Here is a 21,519-nt window from a genome sequence, read left to right as displayed (position 1 = left end):
AGCCATGACCATGAAATATTCCATCCTCCTGCTGTCCCTTGGCGCCGTGCTGACGCAGCAAGCCTTTGCCGCCGAGCCGATTTTTGCAGGTCCGGCGCAAACCCATGCGCAACTGATCCTGCACACGCCGCCGGCCGCCGATTCCGATATCACCAAGGCCGAACTGGCCGAGCTGCACCGCCTCCAGTCCAGCCGCACCAGCGCCGAGGAAGCACAGGCCAAGGCTGACGATGTGGAAGAATCGCTGTTCATCTACCGGGGTGTATTGGGCGAGAAATTCAATCCGGCGGCGCTGCCGCTGACCACCGCTTTCGGCAAGCGCGTCAAGCACGACGAGGGCATCAACGCCAATCCGGCCAAGCAAGCCTTCAAGCGCATCCGTCCCTACAACCTGGACAAGAGCCTGAAACCGGTCTGCAAGACCAAGACCATCGACGACTCGTATCCAAGCGGCCACGCCACGGCCGGCTACCTGGCCGCGCTGACGCTGGTGGAGATGGTGCCGGAACAGCGTGACGCGATTCTGGCGCGCGCAGACGCCTACGCCCACAACCGGCTGGTATGCGGCGTGCATTATCCGAGCGATATCGCCGCCTCCAAGCTGCTGGCCTACACCACCCATGCGGTGATGGAGACCAACCCGCAATACCAGGCCGAACTGGCAGCCGCCAAAGTCGAACTGCGCCGTCAGCTGAATCTGCCTGCCGCCGACTAAGCGGCCGGAATACGGTTCACCAGCGCGTCGCCCCGCTCGAACGCGCTGATGCTGTCGATGGTGGTCTGCATGATCTGGCCGATCGCCTCTTCCGTGAAAAACGCCTGGTGGCCGGTCACGATCACATTCGGGAACGACACCAGGCGCTGGATCACGTCGTCGCAAATAATGGTGGACGACAGATCCTGGAAGAACAGATTGGCTTCCTGCTCGTAGACGTCGATCGCCAGCCCGCCCAGCTGGCCCGTCTTCAGCGCCTCGGTGGCAGCCTCGGTATCGACCAGGCCGCCGCGGCTGGTGTTAACCAGGATGCTGCCGCGCTTGGCGCGCGCCAGCGATTCGGCGTTGACGATGTGGCGCGTCTCCTCGGTCAGCGGGCAATGCAGCGAGACCACGTCGCTGCTGGCCAGCAGTTCATCCACCGACACGTAGCGGCCACCCAGCGCCTCGAACGCCGCCGATGGATAACGGTCGTGGCCCAGCAAGGTGCAGCCGAAGCCGCCCAGGATGCGCGCAAAAATGGTGCCGATCTTGCCGGTGCCGATCACGCCCACGGTCTTGCCGTGCAGGTCGAAGCCCATCAGGCCGTCGAGGTCGAAGTTGCCTTCGCGCGTGCGCCAGCTGGCGCGGGCGATCTTGCGGTTGACCGCCAGCAGCAGGCCGACGGCAAACTCGGCCACCGAGTACGGCGAATAGTCGGTCACCCGCACCACGGCAATGCCGAGACGCTCGGCAGCAGCGGCGTCGATCTGGTTGTAGCCGGTGGAACGCGTGGCCACCAGCCGCACGCCTAGCTGCGACAGAATCGCCAGCACGTCGGCGTCGACGGTGTCGTTGACGAACACGCACACGGCCTCGCAACCGGCAGCCAGCGGTGCGCTGGCTACGGTCAAGCGGTCTTCCAGGAAACGCAACTCATGACCGGCGGCGGCATTGGCCCGCGCCAGCATGGTCTTGTCGTAGCGGCGCGCGCTGAATACGGCTGTCTTCATTTTCCGCCCTTTCGCATTATTCAATTAGAATTCCGTTAACAATATTCTAAACGAAAGCTTTTGGCCCATGAGCGAAATCAGCGCGTTTCTTACCGGCCAGCCATTGCTGGCCCTGTTCCTCACCATCGCCATCGGCTATTTGCTGGGCGCGGTGAGCGTCAAAGGCTTGTCGCTGGGATCGGGCGCGGTGCTGTTTGTCGGCCTGGCGGTCGGCGCGGCGGCGCCCAAGCTGGTGCTGCCCGGCCTGATGGGCAACCTGGGTCTGCTGCTGTTCCTGTACGGCGTCGGCATTGCCTACGGTGCGCAATTCTTTCGTGGCCTGACCACGGCCGAAGGCATGAAAGCCAACCTGGCGGCGCTGATCGCGGTCGGTGCCGCGCTGGGACTGACGCTGGCGGCGGCCCACTGGCTGCCCGGCATCGACCTGCCGCACGCGCTGGGCGCCTTCGCCGGCGCCGGCACCAGCACGGCCGCGCTGCAAGCGGCGCTGGCGGTATTCGGCGCCGCGCCGGCCACCGGCTATTCAATGGCCTACCCGATCGGCGTGGCGGTGCCGATCCTGCTGCTGGGCCTGTACAACGCCTGGCGCAAGCCGCGCCTGTCCGCCGTCACGCCGGCCGCCTTGCATGTGGAGGAAATCGATGTCACCGAGTTTTACGTGATCGGCATGACGCTGGCCGCCGCCGCGCGCAGCTTGCCGGCCGGGATTTCCATCGTCGCCATCCGCCGCGGCCATCACAACCTGGTGGCCGAGGACAGCATGTGCCTGGAGCGCGACGATGTGCTGCTGGTGGCCGGCAACGACAGCGCGCTGCTGCACGACGTGGCGACCCGCTTCGGCCCGGCGCATCCCGGCCGCATGGTGCATGACCGCAAGGATCTCGACTACGAACGTTTCTTCATTTCCAGCGCCGCCGTCGCCGGCCTGCGACTGGGGCAATTGCAGATCCCGGAGGAACTGCAAGCCCGCATCCTGCACCTGCGCCGCGCCGATGCCGACCTGCACCTGACGCCGCAGCGCATGCTGGAATTCGGCGACCGCATCGGCGTCCTCGCGCCGCGTGCCAGCTTCCCAGCGCTGCGCAAGCTGTTTGGCGATTCGGTGCGCGGCACCGGCGAAATCAGCTATCTCAGCATTGGCGTCGGCGTCACGCTGGGGCTGGCGTTCGGCGCCATCCACTGGCCGCTGCCGCTGCTGGGCCATTTGTCGCTGGGCTTCGCCGGCCTGTTGCTGGTGGCGCTGCTGCTGGGGCGTCAACGCCGCACCGGCATGTTCCAGTGGGCGATGCCGATCTCCGCCAACCTGGTGTTGCGCAATTTCGGCCTGACCTTGTTTCTGGCGGTGGTCGGTATTTCGTCCGGCGCCACTTTTGCCGCCACCTTTGCGGAAAGCGGCATGCTGTATCTGCTGCTGGGCAGCGCCATCGTTTCGGTGATGGTGATCGTCACCATGCTGGTGGCGCTGGCGGTGTTCCGCCTACCGTTCGACAGCGTGGCAGGGATTGTGGCCGGCGCCACCGGCAATCCGGCCATCCTGGCGTTTGCCAACCGCATCGCCCCCACCGACCGGCCGGATGTCGGCTACGCCATGATCTTCCCGTCGATGACGGTGCTGAAGATTTTACTGGTTCAACTGGTAGGCATTCTGGCCCAGTAGCGCGCGCTGGCTGCCGCGCAGCAGGTACACGCCGTACAGGCACAGCGGCAGCACGGCCAGCAGCGCCGCGTACGGCAATATCGACGCCTCGTCGCCCGCCGTGGCGCCCTGTATCGACGACACCAGCGCAAAGTCCCACACGCCGTGCACCACCATCATCGGCCACACTGAACGGGTGCGCAGGCGTATCGCCGCATAGACGATCCCTTGCAGGAAGGCCGCCGTGGCCTGCCACAACGCGCCGCCAAGGTCGCCCGTGGCCAGGCCGTTGGCCGTGTGCACCACGCCGAACAGCGCCGACGACAGCAACACGGCAGGCCAGATGGCGTAACGGTCAAGCAAGCCTTGCAGCAGGATGGCGCGGAACATCAATTCTTCCGACAGCGCCACCAGCGCCGCGTTGCCGGCCACCAGTAGCAGCGCCTTGGGCGGCGGCCAGCCGCCGGCCCACGCCACCACCAGCATCAGCAGCGAATACAGCAATGGCGGCGAGACCAGCCACCAAGAGCGCGAAGGCGATGGCGCGTGCAGGCCACTGGTACGCCGCTCGTTGCCGGCCAGCGAGACCAGCAAGGCAAACAGCGCCGCCAGCAGCCAGGACAGCCCGATGCCGCCGGCTTGCAGCTGAACCAGGCCCAGCGTCAAACCCAGCCAGACCGCCAGCACGATCAGCGCCAGCGGCAAGGTGATATGGATTTTTTTCATCGGTTCACCAGTAGCCCAGCAGTTTCCACCAGGCGCCGCCGACCACGGCAAACACCAGCAATTCCAGCACGCACATGACAAAGCCGACGCGCCACCAGTTGCCCATGGTGACGTAGCCGCTGCCGAAGATGATCGGCGAGGTGCCGGTGGCGTAATGGGTCAACGTCATCATGATGGCCGAGCCGGCCGTCATCAGCAGCAGGAATGGCACCAGGTATTGCGGCGGCAGTAGCTGCGCGCCGACCGACAGGAAGGCGAACAGCATGGCGCTGATGTGGGCGGTGGTGCTGGCGAACAGGTAGTGCGAGAAGACGAAGGCCAGCAGCAGCACGGTGGCCACCGGCAGCCACCCCATGCCGCTGGCGACGATGGCATCCTTCATCGCCAGCGCGGCCCAGCCGATCACGCCCAGCTTGTTCAATTGCTCGGCCAGCATGACCAGCGCGCCGAACCAGATCAGCGTATCCCAGGCGCTTTTTTCGGATAGCACATCGTCCCAGTCCAGCGTGCCGGTAATGATCAGCACAAACAGGCCGAGAAAGGCAACCACGGTCGGGTCCAGCGTCCAGGCCGGGCCGAGGATCATGGCCGGCACATTGGCCCACAACACCAGCAGCAGGCCGAAGGTGCCGAGCATGACTTTCTCTTTCGGCGCCAGCGGTCCCATGCGATCCAGTTCGCCGCGCGCGTATTGCACCGCGTCCGGCGTCGCTTTCAGTTGTGGCGGCGACAGCAGGTAGATCACCAGTGGCATCAGCAGCAGGCAGACCAGCCCCGGCAGCAGCATGCACAGCGCCCAGGTGGTCCAGCTCAGATGAAAGCTCTGGTTGCTGGCCTTGGCGACGAAGTCCACCACCAGCGGATTCGGCGCGGTGGCGGTGAGGAACATGGCGGAAGTAATGGGATTGGCGTGGTAGTTGACCAGCGCCAGATAGGTGCCGACCTTGCCTTCCGTGCCCTTGGCGGGATCGGAGTCGAAGGCATTGGCGATCGACTTCATGATCGGGTGGACGATGCCGCCGCCGCGCGCTGTATTGCTCGGCGTGAACGGCGCCAGCACCAGTTCGCACACCGTCAGGCCGTAACCGATGCCGATGGTGCGCTTGCCCAGCATGGCGATGAAGATCAGGCCGATGCGACTACCCAGCCCGGTTTTCTTGAGGCCGCGCGAGATCAGCACGGCCACCACGATCAGCCAGATCAGCGGGCTGGCGAAGCTGCTCAGCGCATCGGTAATCGCGCCCTTGGATGAGTTGGAGGTGACTTGCGACAACGCGACGATGACGATCGCCATCAGCGCCATCACGCCAATCGGCATGACCTTGAGGATGATGGCGACAATCGTGGTGAGAAAGATCGCCACCAGCGCCCAAGCCTTGGGATCGAGGCCGGCGGGACAAGGCAGCGCCAGCAATACAAACAGGACAGCGGTGGCAATCAGCGCCGGCACCAGACGAAACGGCACGGCGCTATTGAAGTAGCGGAACATGGCAGACAGCTTGGACAGCATGGACAACCTTTCACTCACAAGATCATCAAATCATACAGGAGTGAAATGTTTAATAGGCAATATTTACGCCGTTACTTGATCCAGGCGCTTGATCTTAGCGATGCAGCGCCTGCGCGATCCAGCTATCGAACAGCTGCTGGTGGTATTTGATCCAGCCGTCGGTATGGCGGGCGATGTCGGCCTGCGAGTTTTCGCCGTCGCGCATGCGCTGGTTTTGCGCACTGATGTCGGCAATCGGCAGGCGCATTACCTCAAACAGTTTGACGGCGGCCGGATTCTGCTCGGCCCATGCGCGGTTGACCACGATGCGCGTGGTGTTGACCGCAAAGCCATAGTCGCTGCCGTCATCCATCCGCGTGCTGGTGTGCTGCGGATTGGACGAGAACGGCACTTGCAGCCAGACCACGTCCTTGCCCGGCACCAGCACCCCGCTCACCCAGTATGGCGTCCACGTGTAGTACAGGATCGGTTCGCCACGCTGGTGGCGGCCGATGGTGTCGGCCATCAGGGCCGCATAGCTGCCCTGCACGTGCTTGACCGTGGCGCGCAACTGGTAGGCGTCCAGATGGTTTTCGATCATCGCCTCGCAGCCCCAGCCGGGATTGCAGCCGGTCAGGTCGGCCTTGCCGTCGCCGTCGTGGTCGAACAGCTTGGCCAGGCCGGGATCGCGCAACTGCTCGATATTGGTGATGTTGTACTTGTCGGCCGTGGCTTTGTCGATCATATAGCCTTGCGCGGCTGGACCGGCGTACTGGCCGGTGCGCAGCAGCTTGGCGTCGCCGCCGGCGTTGTTGTAATAGTCCTGGTGCAAAGGGTCCCAGTGCACCGCGAGGAAGGTGGCGTCGCCATTGGCGATGGCGATATGCGCGGCCGGATAGTCGACTTCCTTGATCGGCTGCGGCTCGTAGCCCAGCTTTTCCAGCGCGCGGTCGACCAGCATGGTCTGGAAGGTTTCTTCGGCGATCGAGCTTTGCAGCGCCTGCACCTTGATGCCCTTGCCGGGCAGGCTGTCGTCCGGCGTTTGCGCCATGGCCAGGCTGGTTGTCAGCACCAGCACGCACAGCGCCAGCATCGACAGCCATTGGAACTGGCCGCGTACCGGGCCGTTGCGCACCAAGCGCAGGATCAGGCCGGCCGGGCCGGTCTGATACCAGTGACGCACGCCGCGACGCGGTTGTCCCATCGCTTGCGTCAGACGGTCCAGCGTGATGGCCAGCAGCACGATGCCCAGTCCGCCGACGGTGGCCAGGCCCATATCCAGCCGGCCGATACCGCGCAACACCATCTGGCCCAGGCCGCCTACCGCAATCATGGAAGCGATCACCACCATCGATAACGACAGCATCAGCGACTGGTTGATGCCGGCCATAATCGACGGCATGGCCAGCGGAAACTGCACGCGGGTCAGCAACTGCCACGGCGACGCACCATAGGCGCGTGCCGCTTCGATCAGGTCCGGACGCACCTGGCGTATGCCAAGATTGGTCAGGCGCACCAGCGGCGCCAGCGCAAAGATAATGGTAACGATCACGCCCGGCGCATTGCCGATGCCGAACAGCATCACCACCGGCACCAGGTACACAAAGGCCGGCGTGGTCTGCATCGCGTCCAACAGCGGCCGCAGGATGTTCTGCGCGCGGTCGCTGCTGGCCAGGAAGATCCCTAGCGGCAGGCCGATCAGCAAACAGAACGCTAGCGAAGTCAGCACCAGCGACAAGGTGATCATGGCTTCCGGCCACACGCCCAGCATGGATACCACCAGCAGCGCCAGCACGGTGCCGACCGCCAGCGCGCGGCTGGTGAACTGCCAGGCCAGCAGGCCGATAATGGCGATGACCATCAGCGACGGCGCCGCCAGCAGCAAGGCGCCGACGCCGTTCAGCGTGGCGTCGATTGGCGCCCGCACGGTCTGGAAGAATGGACGGCAATGCGACACGACCCAGCCCAGGCCTTGATTGATCCAGGATTCCAGCGGCAGCGCGCCGTCAAAAATTTGTGTCAGGTGCAAGCCGCCGGCGTGCTCGGGGGCGACGGCCGGTTTGGCGGCGTCAAGCCAGGCGGTGTCGGCCGGCGCAGATGGCAGCCATGGGTTGACCTGAGCAGCGTGCTCAACAACAGGTTCTACGGCGTTAACGGTGCTTGGATTCATGCGAGTCCTTTCTGTGTTTGTGGCTCGGCAATGGCGGGCGTATCGCGGTCGAGGAACTTCAGCAAGGTGGTCCTGCTGATCGCGCCGTGGAAGCTGCCATCATCGGCCACCACAGGGACGGCGTAAGGCAGCTGCGCCACCTGGCCGAACAGGCCGGCAACAGGATCGTTGGCGTTGATCGACTGCACTTCCGGCAGATACGCATGGGCCAGGCCCAGCGGACCGGTGTGTCCATCCAGCGCGCCACGCAGCGAATCGGCCGACACCAGGCCGAGGAATTTACGCTTGGGATCGACCACATAGGCGTAGCTGCGGTCCTGCTCTTCCAGCATCGACAAGGCCGCCCGCGCACCGCGCGTTGGCGACTCCGACACCACGATCTGGCTCTTGCGGGCAATATCGCTGGCCTTGAAGACGGCGGCGGCATCGACCCCGCGCACAAAGCTGCGCACGTAATCGTTGGCCGGCTTGCGCAAGATTTCTTCCGGCGTGCCCACTTGCACCACATGGCCGTCCTTCATGATGGCGACGCGGTCGCCGATGCGCATGGCTTCATCAAGGTCATGCGAAATGAAGACGATGGTGCGGCGCTTGATCTGTTGTAGGCGCAGCAGTTCCGATTGCATTTCGGTGCGCATGATCGGGTCCAGCGCGGAGAAAGCCTCATCCATCAGCAGGATCGATGGATCGCACGCCAGCGCGCGCGCCAGGCCGACGCGTTGCTGCATGCCGCCGGATAATTCATCGGGATAGCTGCCGGCATAGGCGGCCAGGCCAACCTGTTCCAGCGCCTGCCGCGCCAGCGCGTGGCGCTCGGCTTTCGGCATGCCGGCCAGTTCCATGCCGAAGGCGGTGTTGTCGAGCACGGTAATTTGCGGCAGCAGCGCGAACGACTGGAACACCATGCTGATGTCCTTGCGGCGCAAGGCGCGCAGCTGCGCGTCCGGCAGCGTGTTGATGTCGTTGCCGTCGATCAGGATGCGGCCGGCGGTCGGCTCGATCAGGCGGTTGAGCATGCGCACCAGGGTCGACTTGCCCGAACCGGACAGGCCCATGATGACGAAGATCTCGCCGGCTTCAATGGTAAAGGTGGCGTCGAACACGCCGATGGTGCATTCTGTCTGGGCAAGAATGTCTTGTTTGCTGGCGCCTTTGCGGACCAGCGCCAGTGCCTGTTCCGGCTGGTCGCCGAATACTTTAAAGACCTGGTCAATAATGATTTGTTTAGCCACGATGTGGTTCTCCTTCGTTTTGGCGAATGGAATGAAACCTCGCTGGCCGTAAGCCTGCGATGGGAATCAGCGGGATAAAGGACAAGGGTGACCGGAGCGGAGCCGGTATGCCGGAATGTCAAATGCGTGCCAAAAGAAGCTGGGGCTCAGGACTGTTAGCCACGCTGGGGTGGGCGCTTGGCCCATGAATGTTGTAAAAACGCATCAATTATACTTGAAACCCTTACAGAAGTCCATTGACTTTCCAGATTGAAATGCGTAGACAATGTTCGCCAGCGAACATAGCAGTGCAAAATATTGGATAAAAATGAAGGTTACGCTGGTCATGCTGGACGGGGTGCAGGCGCTGGATGTGGCGGCGCCGTTGGATGTGTTTGCCGAGGCAAACCGCTTTTTGCCAAAGAAGGACCACTATCAAACCACGCTGGTCGGTGAGCGGCCGGACGGCGTGACCAGTTCCAGCGGCATGGATTTCAAGGTCCATTACGACTACCTGAATTTTCACGCGGACAGCGATCTGCTGCTGGTGGCCGGCGGGCCGCGCTATCAGGACTATCGCCCGGCGGCGGCGCTGGCCGACTGGCTCAACCTGCATGCGCGCCGCGCCAAGCGCTTCGGCGCCATCTGCAATGGCGTATTCTTGCTGGGCCACGCGCGCCTGCTGGACGGCCGCGAAATCACCACCCACTGGGATCACGCCGAACGGCTGGTGGCGCAGTTCCCCTCCTCCATCGTCCGGCCTGACAAGATCTTTGTCCGCGACGGCAACCTGTTCACCTGCGGCGGCGTCAGCGCCGGCATCGATCTGTGCCTGGCGCTGGTGGCCGAGGATTGGGGCCATGAACTGGCGCTCAAGGTGGCCAAGCGGCTGATCGTCTACATCCGTCGCGACGGCGGCCAGTCGCAGTACAGCCCGTACCTGGCCGTCGGTCCGGACCAGGACTCGCTGGTGGCGCGGGTGCTGAAATACGTCACCGACCACATCACCGAGCCGCTCAGCATTGAAGAGATCGCCGACGCGGTAGGCGTTAGCCGCCGAACGTTCTCGCGCGCGTTTGCCAAGCACGCCCACGTTACGCCGTCGGTGTTTGTCGACCAGGTGCGGATTGACTTCGCCCGCAAGCTGCTGGAAGAGACCGACGTGCCGCTGAAAACCGTCGCCTTCCGCTGCGGCTTCAACACCGCCGAAAAGATGCGGCTGATTTTTTCGCGCCAGCTGGATACCACACCCAAGGCTTATCGCGAACGTTTCCGCTCCCCTGCGCCTGACGCTTGACGTCTTTCGGGACAGCTAGCACGCGTTTGGGGACAGCACGTCCCGCCCGCCCGTTTGCTCGGGCAGAATTCCCGCATCCACTCAATCACGGGGAACCATTATGGAATCTGCCCACGAAACTTTTACCACGGCGACGCTGCCGTCCACGCGCAACCTGCCCGTCAACCTGTTCGGCTCGGTCATGAGCGTGGCCGGGCTGGCGCTGGCGTGGCGTCTGGCCAGCAAGCGCTACGGCGTTGGCATCGCCATCTCCGATAGCATCGGCATCGTCGCCCTACTTCTGTTTGCCGTGCTGGCGATGGGTTATCTGCATAAACTGATACGGCACACGGCGGCCGTGCGACAGGAATTCGACCATCCGGTGATTGGCAGCTTTTTCGGCACGATCGGCATCAGCATCTTGCTGCTGTCCAGCGTAGTTGCCAGTTACAGCAGCGGCGCGCAGTGGCTCATGTGGAGCATCGGCGTCGCTGTCACGCTAGCGCTGAGCGCCGTCATGATCGGCCGTCTGCTGAACGGCAACGCCGCGCCGGCCAGCGTGGCGCCGGCCTGGCTGATAGCCGGCGTCGGCAGTCTCGATATCGTTGTCACCGGGGGCAGCCTGCCCGGTCCGTGGGCGCGTGAAATCAACTTGCTGGCGGCGGCCATCGGCGGCGTCAGCGCCCTGGTGTTCTTCGTGCTGATCTTCTCGCGCCTGGTGCATCAGGCGCCGATGGCCGATGCCATGCGGCCGTCCAAGATGATCCTGATGGCGCCATTCGCGGTGGGTTTCGTCGCCTACGTCAACCTGATGCAGACGGTGGACAGGTTTGCCGCGCTGCTGTTTTACTTTGGCCTGTTCCTGTTTGTGATCATCGCTTGGCGCCTGGTGCGCAAGCCGCCGCCGTTTTCGTTGTCGTGGTGGGCGATTGGCTTTCCCATGGCGGCCCTGAGCAGTGCGGCGCTGAACTACGCCGGCGCAGTCGGCGGGCTTGGGCTGGAACTGCTGGCGGTGACCTTGCTGATCGTGCTGTCGCTGACCATCATTGCGCTGGCGATCCGCTCGCTGTGCGCCATGGCGGAGGTGCGCGCATGAACGCCGCCCTCAACCTGAAACAGAATCTGGACGATTACGACGACTTCTACGACATGCTGACCGAGTCGCACCACGACCTGAGCGAAGCGCAAAGCAAGATGCTGGACGCGCAGATGGTGCTGCTGCTGGCCAATCACATCGGCGACCTGGCGGTACTGCGGCAAGCTTTCGCCCTCGCCCGCGTGACCGTGGAAGCCAGCAGCTAGGTGTATCATACCGGCCATGAATAATATCGACTTACCTTTCAGGGCCACCACTGAAGAAGCCTGCGCCTGGCTGGCGCATCAAACCAGCGGGCCATGGACCTTGGCCCGCCTGCTTGAGCACGAACTGACGCCGGTGGTATGGCTGGACTACGATGCGGCCTATCCCGAGCTGTTCGGCGACGCCAACGGCGGTTACGCCGCGCCGATTTTTTTCCAGGACGACATCGCGCGCCTGGCGGCCGGCAGCGAAGACGTGCTGATCACCTTCACCAAAGACGCCTACAAACTGCCGGCGCGATTACCCGAACCGGGCTTCCGCCGCCCTCTCGACCAATTGCGCTTCCAGAAACGGGATCTTGAGCGGCTGGCCGCTAAGCTGAAACAGGATGCGCAAGCGGCGCTGGCACCACCGCCCAAGCCGCCGGAAACGCAAGAATCACAGGCCGGCATTAGCAAGCAAGAGGTGCTGCTGGCGTTTGCGGCCATGGTGCGGCTGGACCTGGACCGTTCGCTGGACGATGCGATCGGCATCTTCGGCGATGATGGCGCGCGGGTGAAAGCCAGCGCCAAGAAATCCAAGCGCAACGCGGTCTGGAATCCCGTCACGCTGGCGCTCGGCCTGCATGATGTGTATCGCACGCCCATCGGGCCGCTGAAACGCGCCTTCAAAACGCACGACTTCCTGCATGCCTGGCAGGGCAACTGGGAAGAATCGCTGCGCTTACTCGGGAAGTAAACGCCGTTCGCGTATCCATTCGTACACCCGTTGCCGCACTTGCGCGGCCATGCGGGTTGGGAAGCGGATAAAGCCGTGCGGTGCTTCCGGCATCAAATGGCATTCCACCGCAGCCACGGCGCGCCAGCGTTCGGCCATCAGTGTGGTGTCGTCGCGCAAGGGGTCGCGCTCGCCGGCGAACATCAGCACCGGCGGCATACCGGACAAGTCGCCATACAGCGGCGATAGCGGAGCTTCGCGGCGCTGTTCATCGGTCAGACCGGGCGTGAGCAGGCGTAGCGAATCGAGCATACTGGGGCCGTGCAGCACCAAGGTGTCGGCGCCGGCCTGGCGCACGCTGGGCGTACCCGCCAAATCGTACACGCCGTAGTACAGGATGGCGCCGTCGATGCGGCGCAGCAAATCAGGCCTGCGCTTGAGCCGCAACAGCGTCGCCGCCGCCAGATGGCCGCCTGCCGACTCGCCGAGGATGTAGACCGGCAAGCCATCAAATTCAGGAAGTCCGCCGTCCAGCAGCCAGCGCGCGGCTGCCAGGCAGTCATCCATGATGGCGGCCAGCGGCGCAGTCGGCGCCAGCCGGTAATCCACCGATATCACCGCCACGTTGCAGGCGCTGATCAGGCCGGCGTTGAGCTGGTCGTTCATTGCCGCATTGCCGATGGCCCAGCCGCCGCCGTGAAAATCCAGTACCACGCCCCGCGCCGGCATTGCGCCGCGCAGCACGCGCACCGGCACCTTCAATCCGTCTGCGTGCGCCGAGTAACTGGCGACCCGGATGCCCTCACGCGCCAGTTTGCCATCGGCGCCGAACTGCGACAGCCGCAGCAGCGACTGGATCACCAGCGGAATCACACGGTTGTTGATCTTGAAGCGCGGCGCCCAATGCAGCTTGCGGTTGAAGCTGCGCGCGTCTTCCAGCGTTTCGCTATCCCACGCCAAGGTCATGGCGCCAGGTCTTCCTTGCGGCATGCATCCGCCAGAATTCGCTCGACCACATCGCGTGGCACCTTGCGGAACAGCAGAAAAGCGGCGGCGCTGCGCTGGCCATAGGTGCGCGACCACTCCAGGCCTTCGCGAACGACGGATGCCTGTTGCGCATCCGAACGAGGTGTCATTTTAATATCCATGACGAACTATCGCATAAATGCCCTGGAGACATTGTGCGACTGCACACGGACTCGGCAATCGTCCGCTGGTGAAAACGAAAGAATGGTAATTTAATAAAACAAAAAAGCACCATCGTTCGTTTATTTGTCTTCAAAGGAATATTTTGACTCCCCTACCCTACACCCCAGACATCGAAGTCATCGACGCCGAAGAAACCGCCTTGATCACGGAAATCGTTGAACAAATGGCAGCATCATCGCGCTGCGCCTTCGAACGCCACCGTCACGCCATTCGCGACGCGCACGCCAAGTCAAACGGCCTGCTCAAGGGCGAACTCACCATCCATGACGACTTGCCGACGGAATTGCGCCAGGGCGTCTTCGCCCGGCCCGGCACCTACCAGGTGGTGGCCCGCCTATCCTCGGCGCCAAGCGATATCCACTCCGACAAAATCCCGGCGGCGCGCGGCTTCGCGCTGAAGATTATCGGCGTCGATGGCGAGAGGTTGGCTCCCGAAATTGGCGGCAACAATCAGGATTTCCTGATGGTCAATTTCCCCGCGCTGGCCTTCGGCACCATCCCCAAGTACAAGCGCATGCTGACGCTGCTGGAAGCCAATTCCCACGCGCCGGACACCTTCCAGCGGCTGGTGGCAGGAACGGCACACGGCGCCAAACAGGTGCTCGAAAGCGTGGGCGGCACGCCCGGCGCGACGCTGGACGGCCTGGCCCGCGACAACCATCATCCGCTGGGCGAGACTTACCACACACAAGCGGCCATCCGCTTCGGCGCCTACATCGCCAAGTTGGCGTTGGAGCCGAGCTCGGACAGCGTGCGCCGCCTTACCGGCCAGCCGGTTGACGATGTCGGCTACGCCACCTTGCGCGACGTGATCAGTGATCACTTCGCCGAGCACGGCGCGGAATACACGCTGAGCGCGCAACTGTGCACGGACCTCTCGCGCATGCCGGTGGAAGACGCAGCCATCGCTTGGCCGGAAGAACTGTCGCCGCACCGTCCGCTGGCCACCTTGCGCTTCGCGCCGCAATCGACTGCGCACCCGGCGCGCCAGGTCTACGGCGACGACGTGCTGTCGTTCAATCCGTGGAACGGCATCACGGCGCACCAGCCGCTCGGCGGCATCATGCGCATCCGCCGCGCCGCCTACGAACGTTCGACCGCCTTCCGCCACAGCATGAACGCGCAGCCGCGCGTCGAGCCATCCCAATCTTCCGACATTCCCGATTAAAGGACCACCATGACCGACCACAATCCCGACCCGCGCCTGGCCGACGAAACCAGCCTGGAAGCGATCCGCCGCAAAATCGACGCCGTCGCCCACGACGCCCCGCACCTCGCCAAGATCGCGCTGGAGGCGCTAGTGCGCAAGCATAATCCCGACCTGAAAGGCACGGCCAATTCCGCCGGCCGTGTCGGCAAGCAGTCCGGCAACGTCTCGGAACTGACCGCGATCGCGCCGCTTAAGCCGGGCGGCGCCGAACGCCTGCGCCGCATCTTCGATCTGACCAACGGCAATATGGACGGCGCGCAGCGCGTCTCCACACTGCACGACATGCGCTTCGTGTTCTTCGATGACGATACGCGCATCCTGTTCGCCACCACCTACGACGGCGACTGGGACAGCTATATCAACGACTTCGCCACCAAGATTCCCGAGCTGATGGATCTGCTGTTTGCCAACATCGAAGGCTGGCCGGGCATCGACAGCCCGGCCGTGAAGGACTTCATCGCCGGCCACCAGATTGACGCCGCCGGCTGGTTCGTCGCTAATCCGCAGGTGACGGTGGTGGACACGCGCCGCTTCCAGCGCATGGACAAGGCGCTCACCGCCTTCCTCGACCAGATGTCGGCCCACCCGCCGCAGGACGAGACCACGCGCGAGGCGCTTGAGACGCTCAGCGCAGCGCTGGCGCAACCGCAGGGAGTGGACTACTGATGACTTTCCTCACCGACCTCAAAGCGCGCTTCGTGCGCGAACACGTGACGCTGGCGCTGGACGATATCCAGGCACTGATTTTGCGCGCGCGGCCAGAACCCTATGTCGGCATCCACGCGATGCTGCACATCGACGACGCTGCCGGCGGCCGTGACCTGATCCGCCGCATGGCCGAGCACATTCCCTCGGCAGCCGGGTGGACCGACGACCGCGATGCCTGGATGGGCATGGCGCTGAGCTTCCAGGGTCTAAAGGCGCTCGGCGTGCCGGAGTCTTCGCTCAGCAGCTTCCCGCTGCCGTTCCAGCAAGGCATGGCGCAGCGCGCCGAACAGTTGCGCGACGTCGGCAGCAACGCGCCGGAGCATTGGGACGACGTGTTCCAGCCGAGCGCCTGCCACATCGCGCTGACCATCTACGCCCGCGACGAAGCGGCGCTGGACGTGGCGATCGACAAAGCCATGGGTGAACTGGAACACTCGCACGGGGTCACGCTGGTCGGCAAACACGCATTTGGCGCGGACGAAGAGGCGAAAAATCCCTTCGGCTTCCGCGACTCGATCTCGCAACCGGCCATCGCCGGCAGCGGTGTGGCGCCGCTACCCGGCCAGGAGCGTTCGATTGCGGCAGGCGAATTCATCCTCGGCGAAAACAGCGAAACCGGCGCTCCGGTGGCCATGCCGGAGCCGCCAGAACTGGGCCGCAACGGTTCGTTCGTGGTGCTGCGCAAGTACGAAAGCCAGGCCGGCGCCTTCAACGATTTCATCCGCAGCCAGGCGCAAGATGAAGCGGCGCAAGACCTGCTGGCAGCCAAGCTGGTCGGCCGCTGGCGCAGCGGCGCGCCATTGACGCTGGCGCCGGAGCATGACGATCCGGAGCTCGGCGCCGATCCCAAGCGCAACAACGATTTCGATTTTTCAAAAGACCCGCGCGGCCTGATGTGCCCGCACGCCGCGCACATGCGCCGCCTGAATCCGCGCGATAGCCAGCTGACCATCCTCACCGACGTCAACATCCACCGCATCATTCGCCGCTCATCGACGTTCGGCCCGAAATGGCGGCGCGAGCTGACTGCCAGCGACGATACCGGCGAGCGCGGCATCTTTTTCATCTTCATCAGCGCGCGCGCCTACGACACCATCGAATTCTTCCAGCAGGAATGGATCAACCGCGGCAACTTTATCGACCTCGCCACCGAACGCGATCCGATGGTGGGACTGCACGAGACGCCGGGCAGCTTCACCATTCCGGAAACGCCAGTGCGCCGCCGCGTCGATGGCGTCACCACCTTCAACCAGCTGCGCGGCGGCGAATACCTGTTCATGCCGTCACTGAGCGCTTTACGTTGGATTGCAGAAGCGCACTGAAGCATTATCGGCGCGCATCGCCCTTGGCCATTTGACCAAACACCTCGTCGCGCCGCACCCATGCATGAAACAGCGCCGCGCCGAGGTGGCCGAGGATGGTGAAGAACAGCACATAGGCCAGCACACCGTGCAGCGGACGCAGCCAACCGTAGATCACCGGGCTGTGCGGCAGGATGGCCGGCAAATGCACGCCGCCGAACATCGGTATCGGGTAGCCGCCTGCCGACAGCATGGCCCAGCCGATCAGCGGCATGGCCAGCATCAGTCCGTACAACAGCCAGTGCGACGCGTGCGCGGCGAATTTCTGGATGGCCGGCAGATCGGCCGGCAGCGCCGGTATCGGCCGCGTCAGGCGATTGACCAGACGCACGATGGCCAGCAGCAGGATGGCAATCCCAAGCGGACGATGCAGGGCCAGCAACTGGTCGCGGTACTGCAACGACACGACCATGCCGGCGCCGACAAACAGCATGCTGAGAATGGCGATGGCCATGGCCCAGTGCAGTACCCGCGCCAGGAGATTGAAGTGTTGTGGGCGATTCATCGGGCGCTCCCGTTCTGGACGTTAGGATAGGCATTCTTGCCTTCGCTGATCTCGCGTTCGCGCCGGTTGAACGACACCGAGTACGCTGCCGAGCGCGCATGCAGGATTGGATCGTCGCTGGCGGCGATACCGGTCGGCAGGATCAATGGATCGAAATTCAGGTCGCGGCATGGGCCGTTGGCCTGCGGTTCGGCATGCACCAGGGTCAAGGTGGCGATGTTGACCTCCTGCCGGGTATCCGGCCAGGCTTGCGACGGATCGGTGATCGGGTCACCCGGTGCGGCGATTTGCACCACCATATCCCATACCAGCGGGCCGGCCGCGAGGCGTTGATCCAGGTCGGCGGCGAGGAAGTTGACGTCAGCCGCCTTGAGCTGCTCGGCGGTCATCGCTACCACCGGCGTGCGCGGCCGCATCGACCAGCGCACCATGCGCTCGACGCCCTGTGCATCGGTCAGGCGAAACGCGTTCACGCCGTTGAAGCGGGTATTCCCCAGGCTATCCGACTTGGGCGCCGTTTTTGCCCACGCCATGAAGGCGGCGACCTCGGGATGGTCAGCCAGCAAGGCTTTCATCTTATTCGGGTCCGGCTTGCCGGTGGCCGGGTCGGGTATCCCCGCCTCGTTCATCTGCTGGAACCCCTGCGGCGTCGAGGCGGCGAAGAACGGGAAACTGTTCATCGCAATGCGCCACTCCTGGCCGTCGTCCGTTTTGATCTGCACCGCCATGCCGCGCACCGGCGACGCGCCATCGGGTGCGTACGGGTTATTGGACGAGGCGGAAAAACGGCCGATGACCGCGATCGACGGCTGCGCGAACGCGCGCGCCGTCGACAGCTTGGCCGCCTCCGCCGTTGGCGCGAAGGTGCCGGCAAAGCAAATACCCTTGCTGTGCGCGCGTCGGAAACCCGGCTGTTGTTTGCCCGATGTCTGGGCCAGGTCCATCATTTGTTGCGGCGTCAGGTCGTGGTGGCCGATCCAACCGCCGACCCACGCGAACAGCGCGACGATTAGGGCCAGGATGAGCGCAATCGGCAGGAGCAGCAGCATGGAGCCGCGAGAGGTGGGTATGGGCATGGCTGTCTGGCTTTCAGTGATGAGATGGCTAACAACCGGGATTGTCGCATGGCTAACGACCACAGCGGCGCGCCAAAGCCCCCTCTTTGGTCGTACAAAAGTCCGGCACATGCTGTATTGTTGTCTTTTCCGTACTGAGGACATCGCATGAAACGTTTGGTCGCTGTGATTTGTGCCGCATTTTCCGTTCATGCAGGAGCCGCCGATGTCTCTGGCGATGTCACTGCGTTTCTGAAGCAAACCATGCAGGAGCAGCGCATTCCCGCCTTGCAGGTCGCCGTCATCCGGCACAACAAGATTGTGAAGCTCGATGCGTATGGCACGGCCAATGTCGAAAACGCCGTGCCGGCAACGCGTGACAGCATTTTCTCGATCAACTCCTGCACCAAGGCGTTTACCGGCGTGGCCATCATGCAGTTGGTGGAAGCCGGCAAGCTGGGCATTGACGATCCGATTTCCAGGTATCTGGACGACCTGCCCGACGCCTGGCGCGCGATCACGGTCAAGCAGGTGCTGACCCACGTCTCCGGCCTGCCGAATATTATCGACAGCAAAGAAAATCCAATCGGCGACGGCAGCGATGCGTCGGCGTGGGCGACCGTAAAAACGCTGCCGCTGGAGTTTCCTGCGGGCGAACGCTTTAAATACAATCAAACCGGCTACGTCATCATCGGCAAGATCATCGATAAACTGAGCGGCCAGCCATTCGCCCGCTTCATCGAAGAGCGCCAGTTCAATGTGGTCGGCATGCCGCATACGCGCTTCGGCGATTCGTCCGACGTGATCCCGCATTCGGCCGGCGGCTATTCCTACCTGCGCAACGACAACGGCGAGTGGAAAACCGGCGACCGGCTGTCTGCGATTTATGTCTCGTTCCCCGGCTACTTCAGGACCGCTGCCGGCATTCTCTCCAACGCCGAGGATATCGCCCATTGGCTGATCGCGCTGCAAAGCGGCAAGCTGTTGAAGAACAAGTCTAGCCTGGACGTGTTGTGGTCAACGGTGGTTCTGAACGACGGCAAGACCGGCGGGATGAATGCCATGCTGAACGGCTCGGCGCTGGGCTGGCCGGTGACGACCAGGGCCGAGCATCCGGCCGCCGGGCCCATTGGCGGCATGCGCTCGACGTTCTTCGTCTATCCCAAGGATGATATGTCGGTGGTCTTGCTGACCAATCTGCAAGGGGCGAATCCGGAAAACTTCGCCGATGAAGTCGCCGCCTACTACATTCCCGAAATGCACGCGTCGAACGGCTTCGGCCTGCCGCCGCAGATCAAGACGCTGCGCACGGCCTTGCTGCGCCACGGATTCAATCACGCCGCCTCGGTGTATGCCGACCTGAAGCGCGCCAACGCTGCCTTCAATCCGAGCGAAGAAGAAATCAATGACTGGGCTTACCTGCTGTTTGCCCAAAAACAGCCGAAGCAGTCAATTGCGGTACTGACGCTCAATACGGAACTGCATCCGGCCAGTTGGAACGCCTTCGACAGTCTCGGCGAAATCTTCCAGAAGGCGGGCGACACGACGAAGGCGATCGAGAACTACCGCCGCTCGTTGAAGCTCAATCCCGACAACACCAACGCTACGGTGCATCTCAAGGAAATGGGCGCGGCGTAGCGCAACGACATTGATGGACACAACCACCCAATTCTGGCGCGACGCTGCCCTGCCCTATGCGGAGAGCCGTCGCGCCTGTATCAGCCGCGCTTGCTACAAGCCGCATAGCCATCCGACGTATTCGGTCGGCGCTATTGATCAGGGGCAGAGCCTGTTCTCCAGTGAAGGCGGAACGCCGGTCATCCTCGAACCTGGGACGCTGGTACTGGTTCCTGCCGGCCATGTTCATTCGTGTAATCCCCGGCCCGGATTGACGTGGAGCTATCAGATGCTGTACCTGAGCGCTGCGTGGCTGAGCGAGGTTCGCGCCGAGTACGACGGCCGGCAGGAAGCGGTTCGCCTGATACGCAATCCCGCCATGTATGCCAAGTTTTGCGCCCTCAATGCGCTGCTGTTTTCAAAGAACGATGTGCAGGAAAAGGAAGCGGCACTGGTCGAGTTTGTCGGCGATTGCGACGCCTATCAAGTGACGGAGATGGATGACTTGGTGCCGGCTGCGTCCGCGTCCCCGCAACAATTGCTTCCGGTATTCGAGATCCTGCGGGCAGCGCCAACAACCAACTTCCCGCTGGAATTGCTGGCGCGGTCGGCGCGCATGAGCCGCTACCAGTTGATCCGCGCCTTCCGCTCCGCCACCGGCCTGACGCCGCACGCGTGGCAGCTGAATCACCGCATCAATCTCGCCAAAGAACTCATTCGCGCCGGCGAAAGCAGTGCCTGCGTGGCACATACGCTGGGCTTTGCCGATCAGGCGCACTTCCAACGCGTATTCAAAGCCTATGCCGGTATCACACCCGGAGGTTTCCGGGCCTGACCGGCGCTGCAATTTCATTCAATACTTTCTGCGCCGGGGTCGGCATCATCGATGAAAACAACTTCGATCGATACTCCCCATGGAACAATTCCTCATCATCGCTGCCGCGCATTTCCTGGCGGTGCTGTCGCCGGGCCCTGATTTTTTCCTGATCACCCGGACCTCCGTCACTTCCGGATGGCGGGTTGCCAGCGGCGCCTGTCTTGGCGTGGCCGCTGCCAATGCGGTATTCATCGCCCTGGCACTGACGGGCACATCGGGATTGAATCGCCACAGCACGTTCTTCCTGTGTTTGCAGCTTGCTGGCTGCGCTTACCTGCTGTATCTCGGCATAGCGTTTATTCGCTACGCTGGCGCCACTTCGCTGGCGGCCGCTTCAGGACCAGTGCCCCTGCCGCGTGCCGAGTGGATGATCAGTGCGTGGCAGCGCGCTGCGGCGATGGGCTTCGCCTCCGGCATTCTCAATCCGAAAAATGCCCTGTTTTATGTCAGCCTGGCGGCCATGCTGTCAGGTCCGCTGGCCAGCGCTGGCGGCAAGACTGTTCTCGGCGTCTGGATGTTCAGCGTCGTGCTGCTGTGGGATGTGCTGGTGGCTGTCATGATCGGCAATCCGGCGGTATTGCGGCGCTTTGCTCATGGCTTGCTGTGGCTGGAAAGAATCTCCGGGGCCGTACTCATTCTGCTTGCGATGGGCATCCTGTTCGCTTTATGGATCGGGCCAAGTCAGGTGTAATACCCGCGTTAGGCTACAATCCCGGTTTCCCCTGGAGCCGCAGAAATGATTTTC

The 21,519-nt window shown here is 63.3% G+C and carries 21 protein-coding genes; 12 read left to right on the top strand and 9 right to left on the bottom strand.

The features are described 5' to 3' along the window. Positions 1 to 10 precede the first annotated feature (10 nt). Positions 11 to 715, top strand: a complete 705-nt coding sequence (locus GTP69_RS00585; RefSeq protein WP_161053050.1) for an acid phosphatase — start codon at positions 11 to 13, stop codon at positions 713 to 715. On the opposite strand, the gene GTP69_RS00580 is transcribed toward GTP69_RS00585, so the two are convergent. Further along, positions 712 to 1,707, bottom strand: coding sequence for a 2-hydroxyacid dehydrogenase (locus GTP69_RS00580; protein WP_161053049.1), 996 nt, complete (start codon positions 1,705 to 1,707; stop codon positions 712 to 714). The genes GTP69_RS00585 and GTP69_RS00580 overlap by 4 nt on opposite strands. 67 nt (positions 1,708 to 1,774) lie before the next feature. On the opposite strand from GTP69_RS00580, the gene GTP69_RS00575 reads away from it, so the two are divergent. After that, positions 1,775 to 3,364, top strand: a complete 1,590-nt coding sequence (locus GTP69_RS00575; protein ID WP_161053048.1) for an aspartate-alanine antiporter-like transporter — start codon at positions 1,775 to 1,777, stop codon at positions 3,362 to 3,364. Here the strand turns inward: GTP69_RS00575 and GTP69_RS00570 are convergent. The 4 genes from GTP69_RS00570 to proV form a co-directional block, all read right to left on the bottom strand. After that, on the bottom strand, positions 3,329 to 4,069 hold the full coding sequence (locus GTP69_RS00570; RefSeq protein WP_161053047.1) for a CPBP family intramembrane glutamic endopeptidase: 741 nt from the start codon (positions 4,067 to 4,069) through the stop codon (positions 3,329 to 3,331). The genes GTP69_RS00575 and GTP69_RS00570 overlap by 36 nt on opposite strands. A 4-nt stretch (positions 4,070 to 4,073) precedes the next feature. Next, a complete protein-coding gene (locus GTP69_RS00565) occupies positions 4,074 to 5,579 on the bottom strand; it encodes a DASS family sodium-coupled anion symporter (RefSeq protein ID WP_161053046.1) in 1,506 nt (501 codons plus the stop codon). Between the two features lie 94 nt (positions 5,580 to 5,673). Then, positions 5,674 to 7,728 carry a glycine betaine/L-proline ABC transporter substrate-binding protein ProX gene (gene proX / locus GTP69_RS31795; RefSeq protein ID WP_371867757.1) on the bottom strand — a complete coding sequence of 685 codons (2,055 nt, stop codon included), beginning with the start codon at positions 7,726 to 7,728 and terminating at the stop codon, positions 5,674 to 5,676. After that, positions 7,725 to 8,960: a glycine betaine/L-proline ABC transporter ATP-binding protein ProV gene (gene proV, locus GTP69_RS00550; protein WP_161053045.1), complete on the bottom strand. Its 1,236-nt coding sequence runs from the start codon at positions 8,958 to 8,960 to the stop codon at positions 7,725 to 7,727. The genes proX and proV overlap by 4 nt, the downstream gene beginning before the upstream one ends. Positions 8,961 to 9,267: 307 nt before the next feature. Between proV and GTP69_RS00545 the strand changes: the two genes are divergently transcribed. The 4 genes from GTP69_RS00545 (at position 9,268) to GTP69_RS00530 (ending at position 12,253) form a co-directional block, all read left to right on the top strand. Then, entirely contained in the window at positions 9,268 to 10,236 is a 969-nt protein-coding gene (locus tag GTP69_RS00545; protein ID WP_161053044.1) for a GlxA family transcriptional regulator, read from the top strand. Between the two features lie 100 nt (positions 10,237 to 10,336). Next, entirely contained in the window at positions 10,337 to 11,311 is a 975-nt protein-coding gene (locus tag GTP69_RS00540) for an SLAC1 anion channel family protein (protein ID WP_161053043.1), read from the top strand. Next, complete coding sequence (locus GTP69_RS00535) at positions 11,308 to 11,517, top strand: DUF2783 domain-containing protein (protein WP_161053042.1); 210 nt, start codon at positions 11,308 to 11,310, stop codon at positions 11,515 to 11,517. Before GTP69_RS00540 ends, GTP69_RS00535 begins: the two co-directional genes overlap by 4 nt. Before the next feature lie 16 nt (positions 11,518 to 11,533). Next, complete coding sequence (locus GTP69_RS00530) at positions 11,534 to 12,253, top strand: hypothetical protein (RefSeq protein ID WP_161053041.1); 720 nt, start codon at positions 11,534 to 11,536, stop codon at positions 12,251 to 12,253. Here GTP69_RS00530 and GTP69_RS00525 read toward each other — a convergent pair. Both GTP69_RS00525 and GTP69_RS00520 read right to left on the bottom strand, forming a co-directional pair. After that, complete coding sequence (locus GTP69_RS00525) at positions 12,239 to 13,198, bottom strand: alpha/beta hydrolase (RefSeq protein ID WP_161053040.1); 960 nt, start codon at positions 13,196 to 13,198, stop codon at positions 12,239 to 12,241. The genes GTP69_RS00530 and GTP69_RS00525 overlap by 15 nt on opposite strands. Further along, positions 13,195 to 13,368, bottom strand: a complete 174-nt coding sequence (locus tag GTP69_RS00520; RefSeq protein ID WP_161053039.1) for a hypothetical protein — start codon at positions 13,366 to 13,368, stop codon at positions 13,195 to 13,197. Before GTP69_RS00520 ends, GTP69_RS00525 begins: the two co-directional genes overlap by 4 nt. A gap of 155 nt (positions 13,369 to 13,523) precedes the next feature. Here GTP69_RS00520 and GTP69_RS00515 point away from each other — a divergent pair, with 155 nt between their 5' ends. The 3 genes from GTP69_RS00515 to GTP69_RS00505 are packed head-to-tail and all read left to right on the top strand — an operon-like array spanning position 13,524 to position 16,681. Next, positions 13,524 to 14,609 (top strand): catalase family protein, encoded by a 1,086-nt coding sequence (locus tag GTP69_RS00515; RefSeq protein WP_202424247.1) that lies wholly within the window; start codon positions 13,524 to 13,526, stop codon positions 14,607 to 14,609. A 9-nt stretch (positions 14,610 to 14,618) separates the two neighbouring features. Beyond that, a complete protein-coding gene (locus GTP69_RS00510) occupies positions 14,619 to 15,317 on the top strand; it encodes a hypothetical protein (RefSeq protein WP_161053038.1) in 699 nt (232 codons plus the stop codon). Then, positions 15,317 to 16,681, top strand: a complete 1,365-nt coding sequence (locus GTP69_RS00505; protein ID WP_161053037.1) for a Dyp-type peroxidase — start codon at positions 15,317 to 15,319, stop codon at positions 16,679 to 16,681. Before GTP69_RS00510 ends, GTP69_RS00505 begins: the two co-directional genes overlap by 1 nt. 4 nt (positions 16,682 to 16,685) lie before the next feature. Here the strand turns inward: GTP69_RS00505 and GTP69_RS00500 are convergent, their stop codons facing one another. Further along, positions 16,686 to 17,225, bottom strand: coding sequence for a cytochrome b (locus tag GTP69_RS00500; protein WP_161053036.1), 540 nt, complete (start codon positions 17,223 to 17,225; stop codon positions 16,686 to 16,688). After that, entirely contained in the window at positions 17,222 to 18,274 is a 1,053-nt protein-coding gene (locus GTP69_RS00495; protein ID WP_161053035.1) for a catalase family peroxidase, read from the bottom strand. Before GTP69_RS00495 ends, GTP69_RS00500 begins: the two co-directional genes overlap by 4 nt. Before the next feature lie 174 nt (positions 18,275 to 18,448). Here GTP69_RS00495 and GTP69_RS00490 point away from each other — a divergent pair, with 174 nt between their 5' ends. From GTP69_RS00490 to GTP69_RS00480, 3 genes are all read left to right on the top strand, one after another. Further along, complete coding sequence (locus tag GTP69_RS00490; protein ID WP_161053034.1) at positions 18,449 to 19,918, top strand: serine hydrolase domain-containing protein; 1,470 nt, start codon at positions 18,449 to 18,451, stop codon at positions 19,916 to 19,918. Between the two features lie 13 nt (positions 19,919 to 19,931). Next, the gene (locus GTP69_RS00485; RefSeq protein WP_161053033.1) at positions 19,932 to 20,732 is read left to right on the top strand and encodes a helix-turn-helix transcriptional regulator; all 801 of its coding nucleotides are present in this window, start codon (positions 19,932 to 19,934) and stop codon (positions 20,730 to 20,732) included. A gap of 79 nt (positions 20,733 to 20,811) precedes the next feature. Then, entirely contained in the window at positions 20,812 to 21,465 is a 654-nt protein-coding gene (locus GTP69_RS00480; RefSeq protein ID WP_161053032.1) for a LysE family translocator, read from the top strand. The last annotated feature ends 54 nt before the right edge of the window (positions 21,466 to 21,519 follow it).

Source organism: Duganella levis (assembly GCF_009857605.1).
GTDB lineage: Bacteria > Pseudomonadota > Gammaproteobacteria > Burkholderiales > Burkholderiaceae_D > Rugamonas > Rugamonas levis.
Note: the sequence above shows the minus strand (reverse complement) of the source record. Positions and strands in the feature narration are given on the sequence as shown.

Excerpts from the sequence above, each read along its gene's own strand:
- GTP69_RS00510 (WP_161053038.1), top strand. The coding sequence starts at position 14,619 with ATGACCGACCACAATCCCGACCCGCGCCTGGCCGACGAAACCAGCCTG.
- GTP69_RS00575 (WP_161053048.1), top strand. The coding sequence starts at position 1,775 with ATGAGCGAAATCAGCGCGTTTCTTACCGGCCAGCCATTGCTGGCCCTG.
- GTP69_RS00570 (WP_161053047.1), bottom strand. The coding sequence starts at position 4,069 with ATGAAAAAAATCCATATCACCTTGCCGCTGGCGCTGATCGTGCTGGCG.
- GTP69_RS00565 (WP_161053046.1), bottom strand. The coding sequence starts at position 5,579 with ATGCTGTCCAAGCTGTCTGCCATGTTCCGCTACTTCAATAGCGCCGTG.
- GTP69_RS00485 (WP_161053033.1), top strand. The coding sequence starts at position 19,932 with ATGGACACAACCACCCAATTCTGGCGCGACGCTGCCCTGCCCTATGCG.
- GTP69_RS00535 (WP_161053042.1), top strand. The coding sequence starts at position 11,308 with ATGAACGCCGCCCTCAACCTGAAACAGAATCTGGACGATTACGACGAC.
- GTP69_RS00525 (WP_161053040.1), bottom strand. The coding sequence starts at position 13,198 with ATGACCTTGGCGTGGGATAGCGAAACGCTGGAAGACGCGCGCAGCTTC.
- proX (WP_371867757.1), bottom strand. The coding sequence starts at position 7,728 with ATGAATCCAAGCACCGTTAACGCCGTAGAACCTGTTGTTGAGCACGCT.
- GTP69_RS00495 (WP_161053035.1), bottom strand. The coding sequence starts at position 18,274 with ATGCTGCTGCTCCTGCCGATTGCGCTCATCCTGGCCCTAATCGTCGCG.
- GTP69_RS00585 (WP_161053050.1), top strand. The coding sequence starts at position 11 with ATGAAATATTCCATCCTCCTGCTGTCCCTTGGCGCCGTGCTGACGCAG.
- GTP69_RS00530 (WP_161053041.1), top strand. The coding sequence starts at position 11,534 with ATGAATAATATCGACTTACCTTTCAGGGCCACCACTGAAGAAGCCTGC.
- GTP69_RS00520 (WP_161053039.1), bottom strand. The coding sequence starts at position 13,368 with ATGACACCTCGTTCGGATGCGCAACAGGCATCCGTCGTTCGCGAAGGC.
- GTP69_RS00490 (WP_161053034.1), top strand. The coding sequence starts at position 18,449 with ATGAAACGTTTGGTCGCTGTGATTTGTGCCGCATTTTCCGTTCATGCA.
- GTP69_RS00540 (WP_161053043.1), top strand. The coding sequence starts at position 10,337 with ATGGAATCTGCCCACGAAACTTTTACCACGGCGACGCTGCCGTCCACG.
- GTP69_RS00480 (WP_161053032.1), top strand. The coding sequence starts at position 20,812 with ATGGAACAATTCCTCATCATCGCTGCCGCGCATTTCCTGGCGGTGCTG.
- GTP69_RS00505 (WP_161053037.1), top strand. The coding sequence starts at position 15,317 with ATGACTTTCCTCACCGACCTCAAAGCGCGCTTCGTGCGCGAACACGTG.
- GTP69_RS00500 (WP_161053036.1), bottom strand. The coding sequence starts at position 17,225 with ATGAATCGCCCACAACACTTCAATCTCCTGGCGCGGGTACTGCACTGG.
- GTP69_RS00580 (WP_161053049.1), bottom strand. The coding sequence starts at position 1,707 with ATGAAGACAGCCGTATTCAGCGCGCGCCGCTACGACAAGACCATGCTG.
- GTP69_RS00545 (WP_161053044.1), top strand. The coding sequence starts at position 9,268 with ATGAAGGTTACGCTGGTCATGCTGGACGGGGTGCAGGCGCTGGATGTG.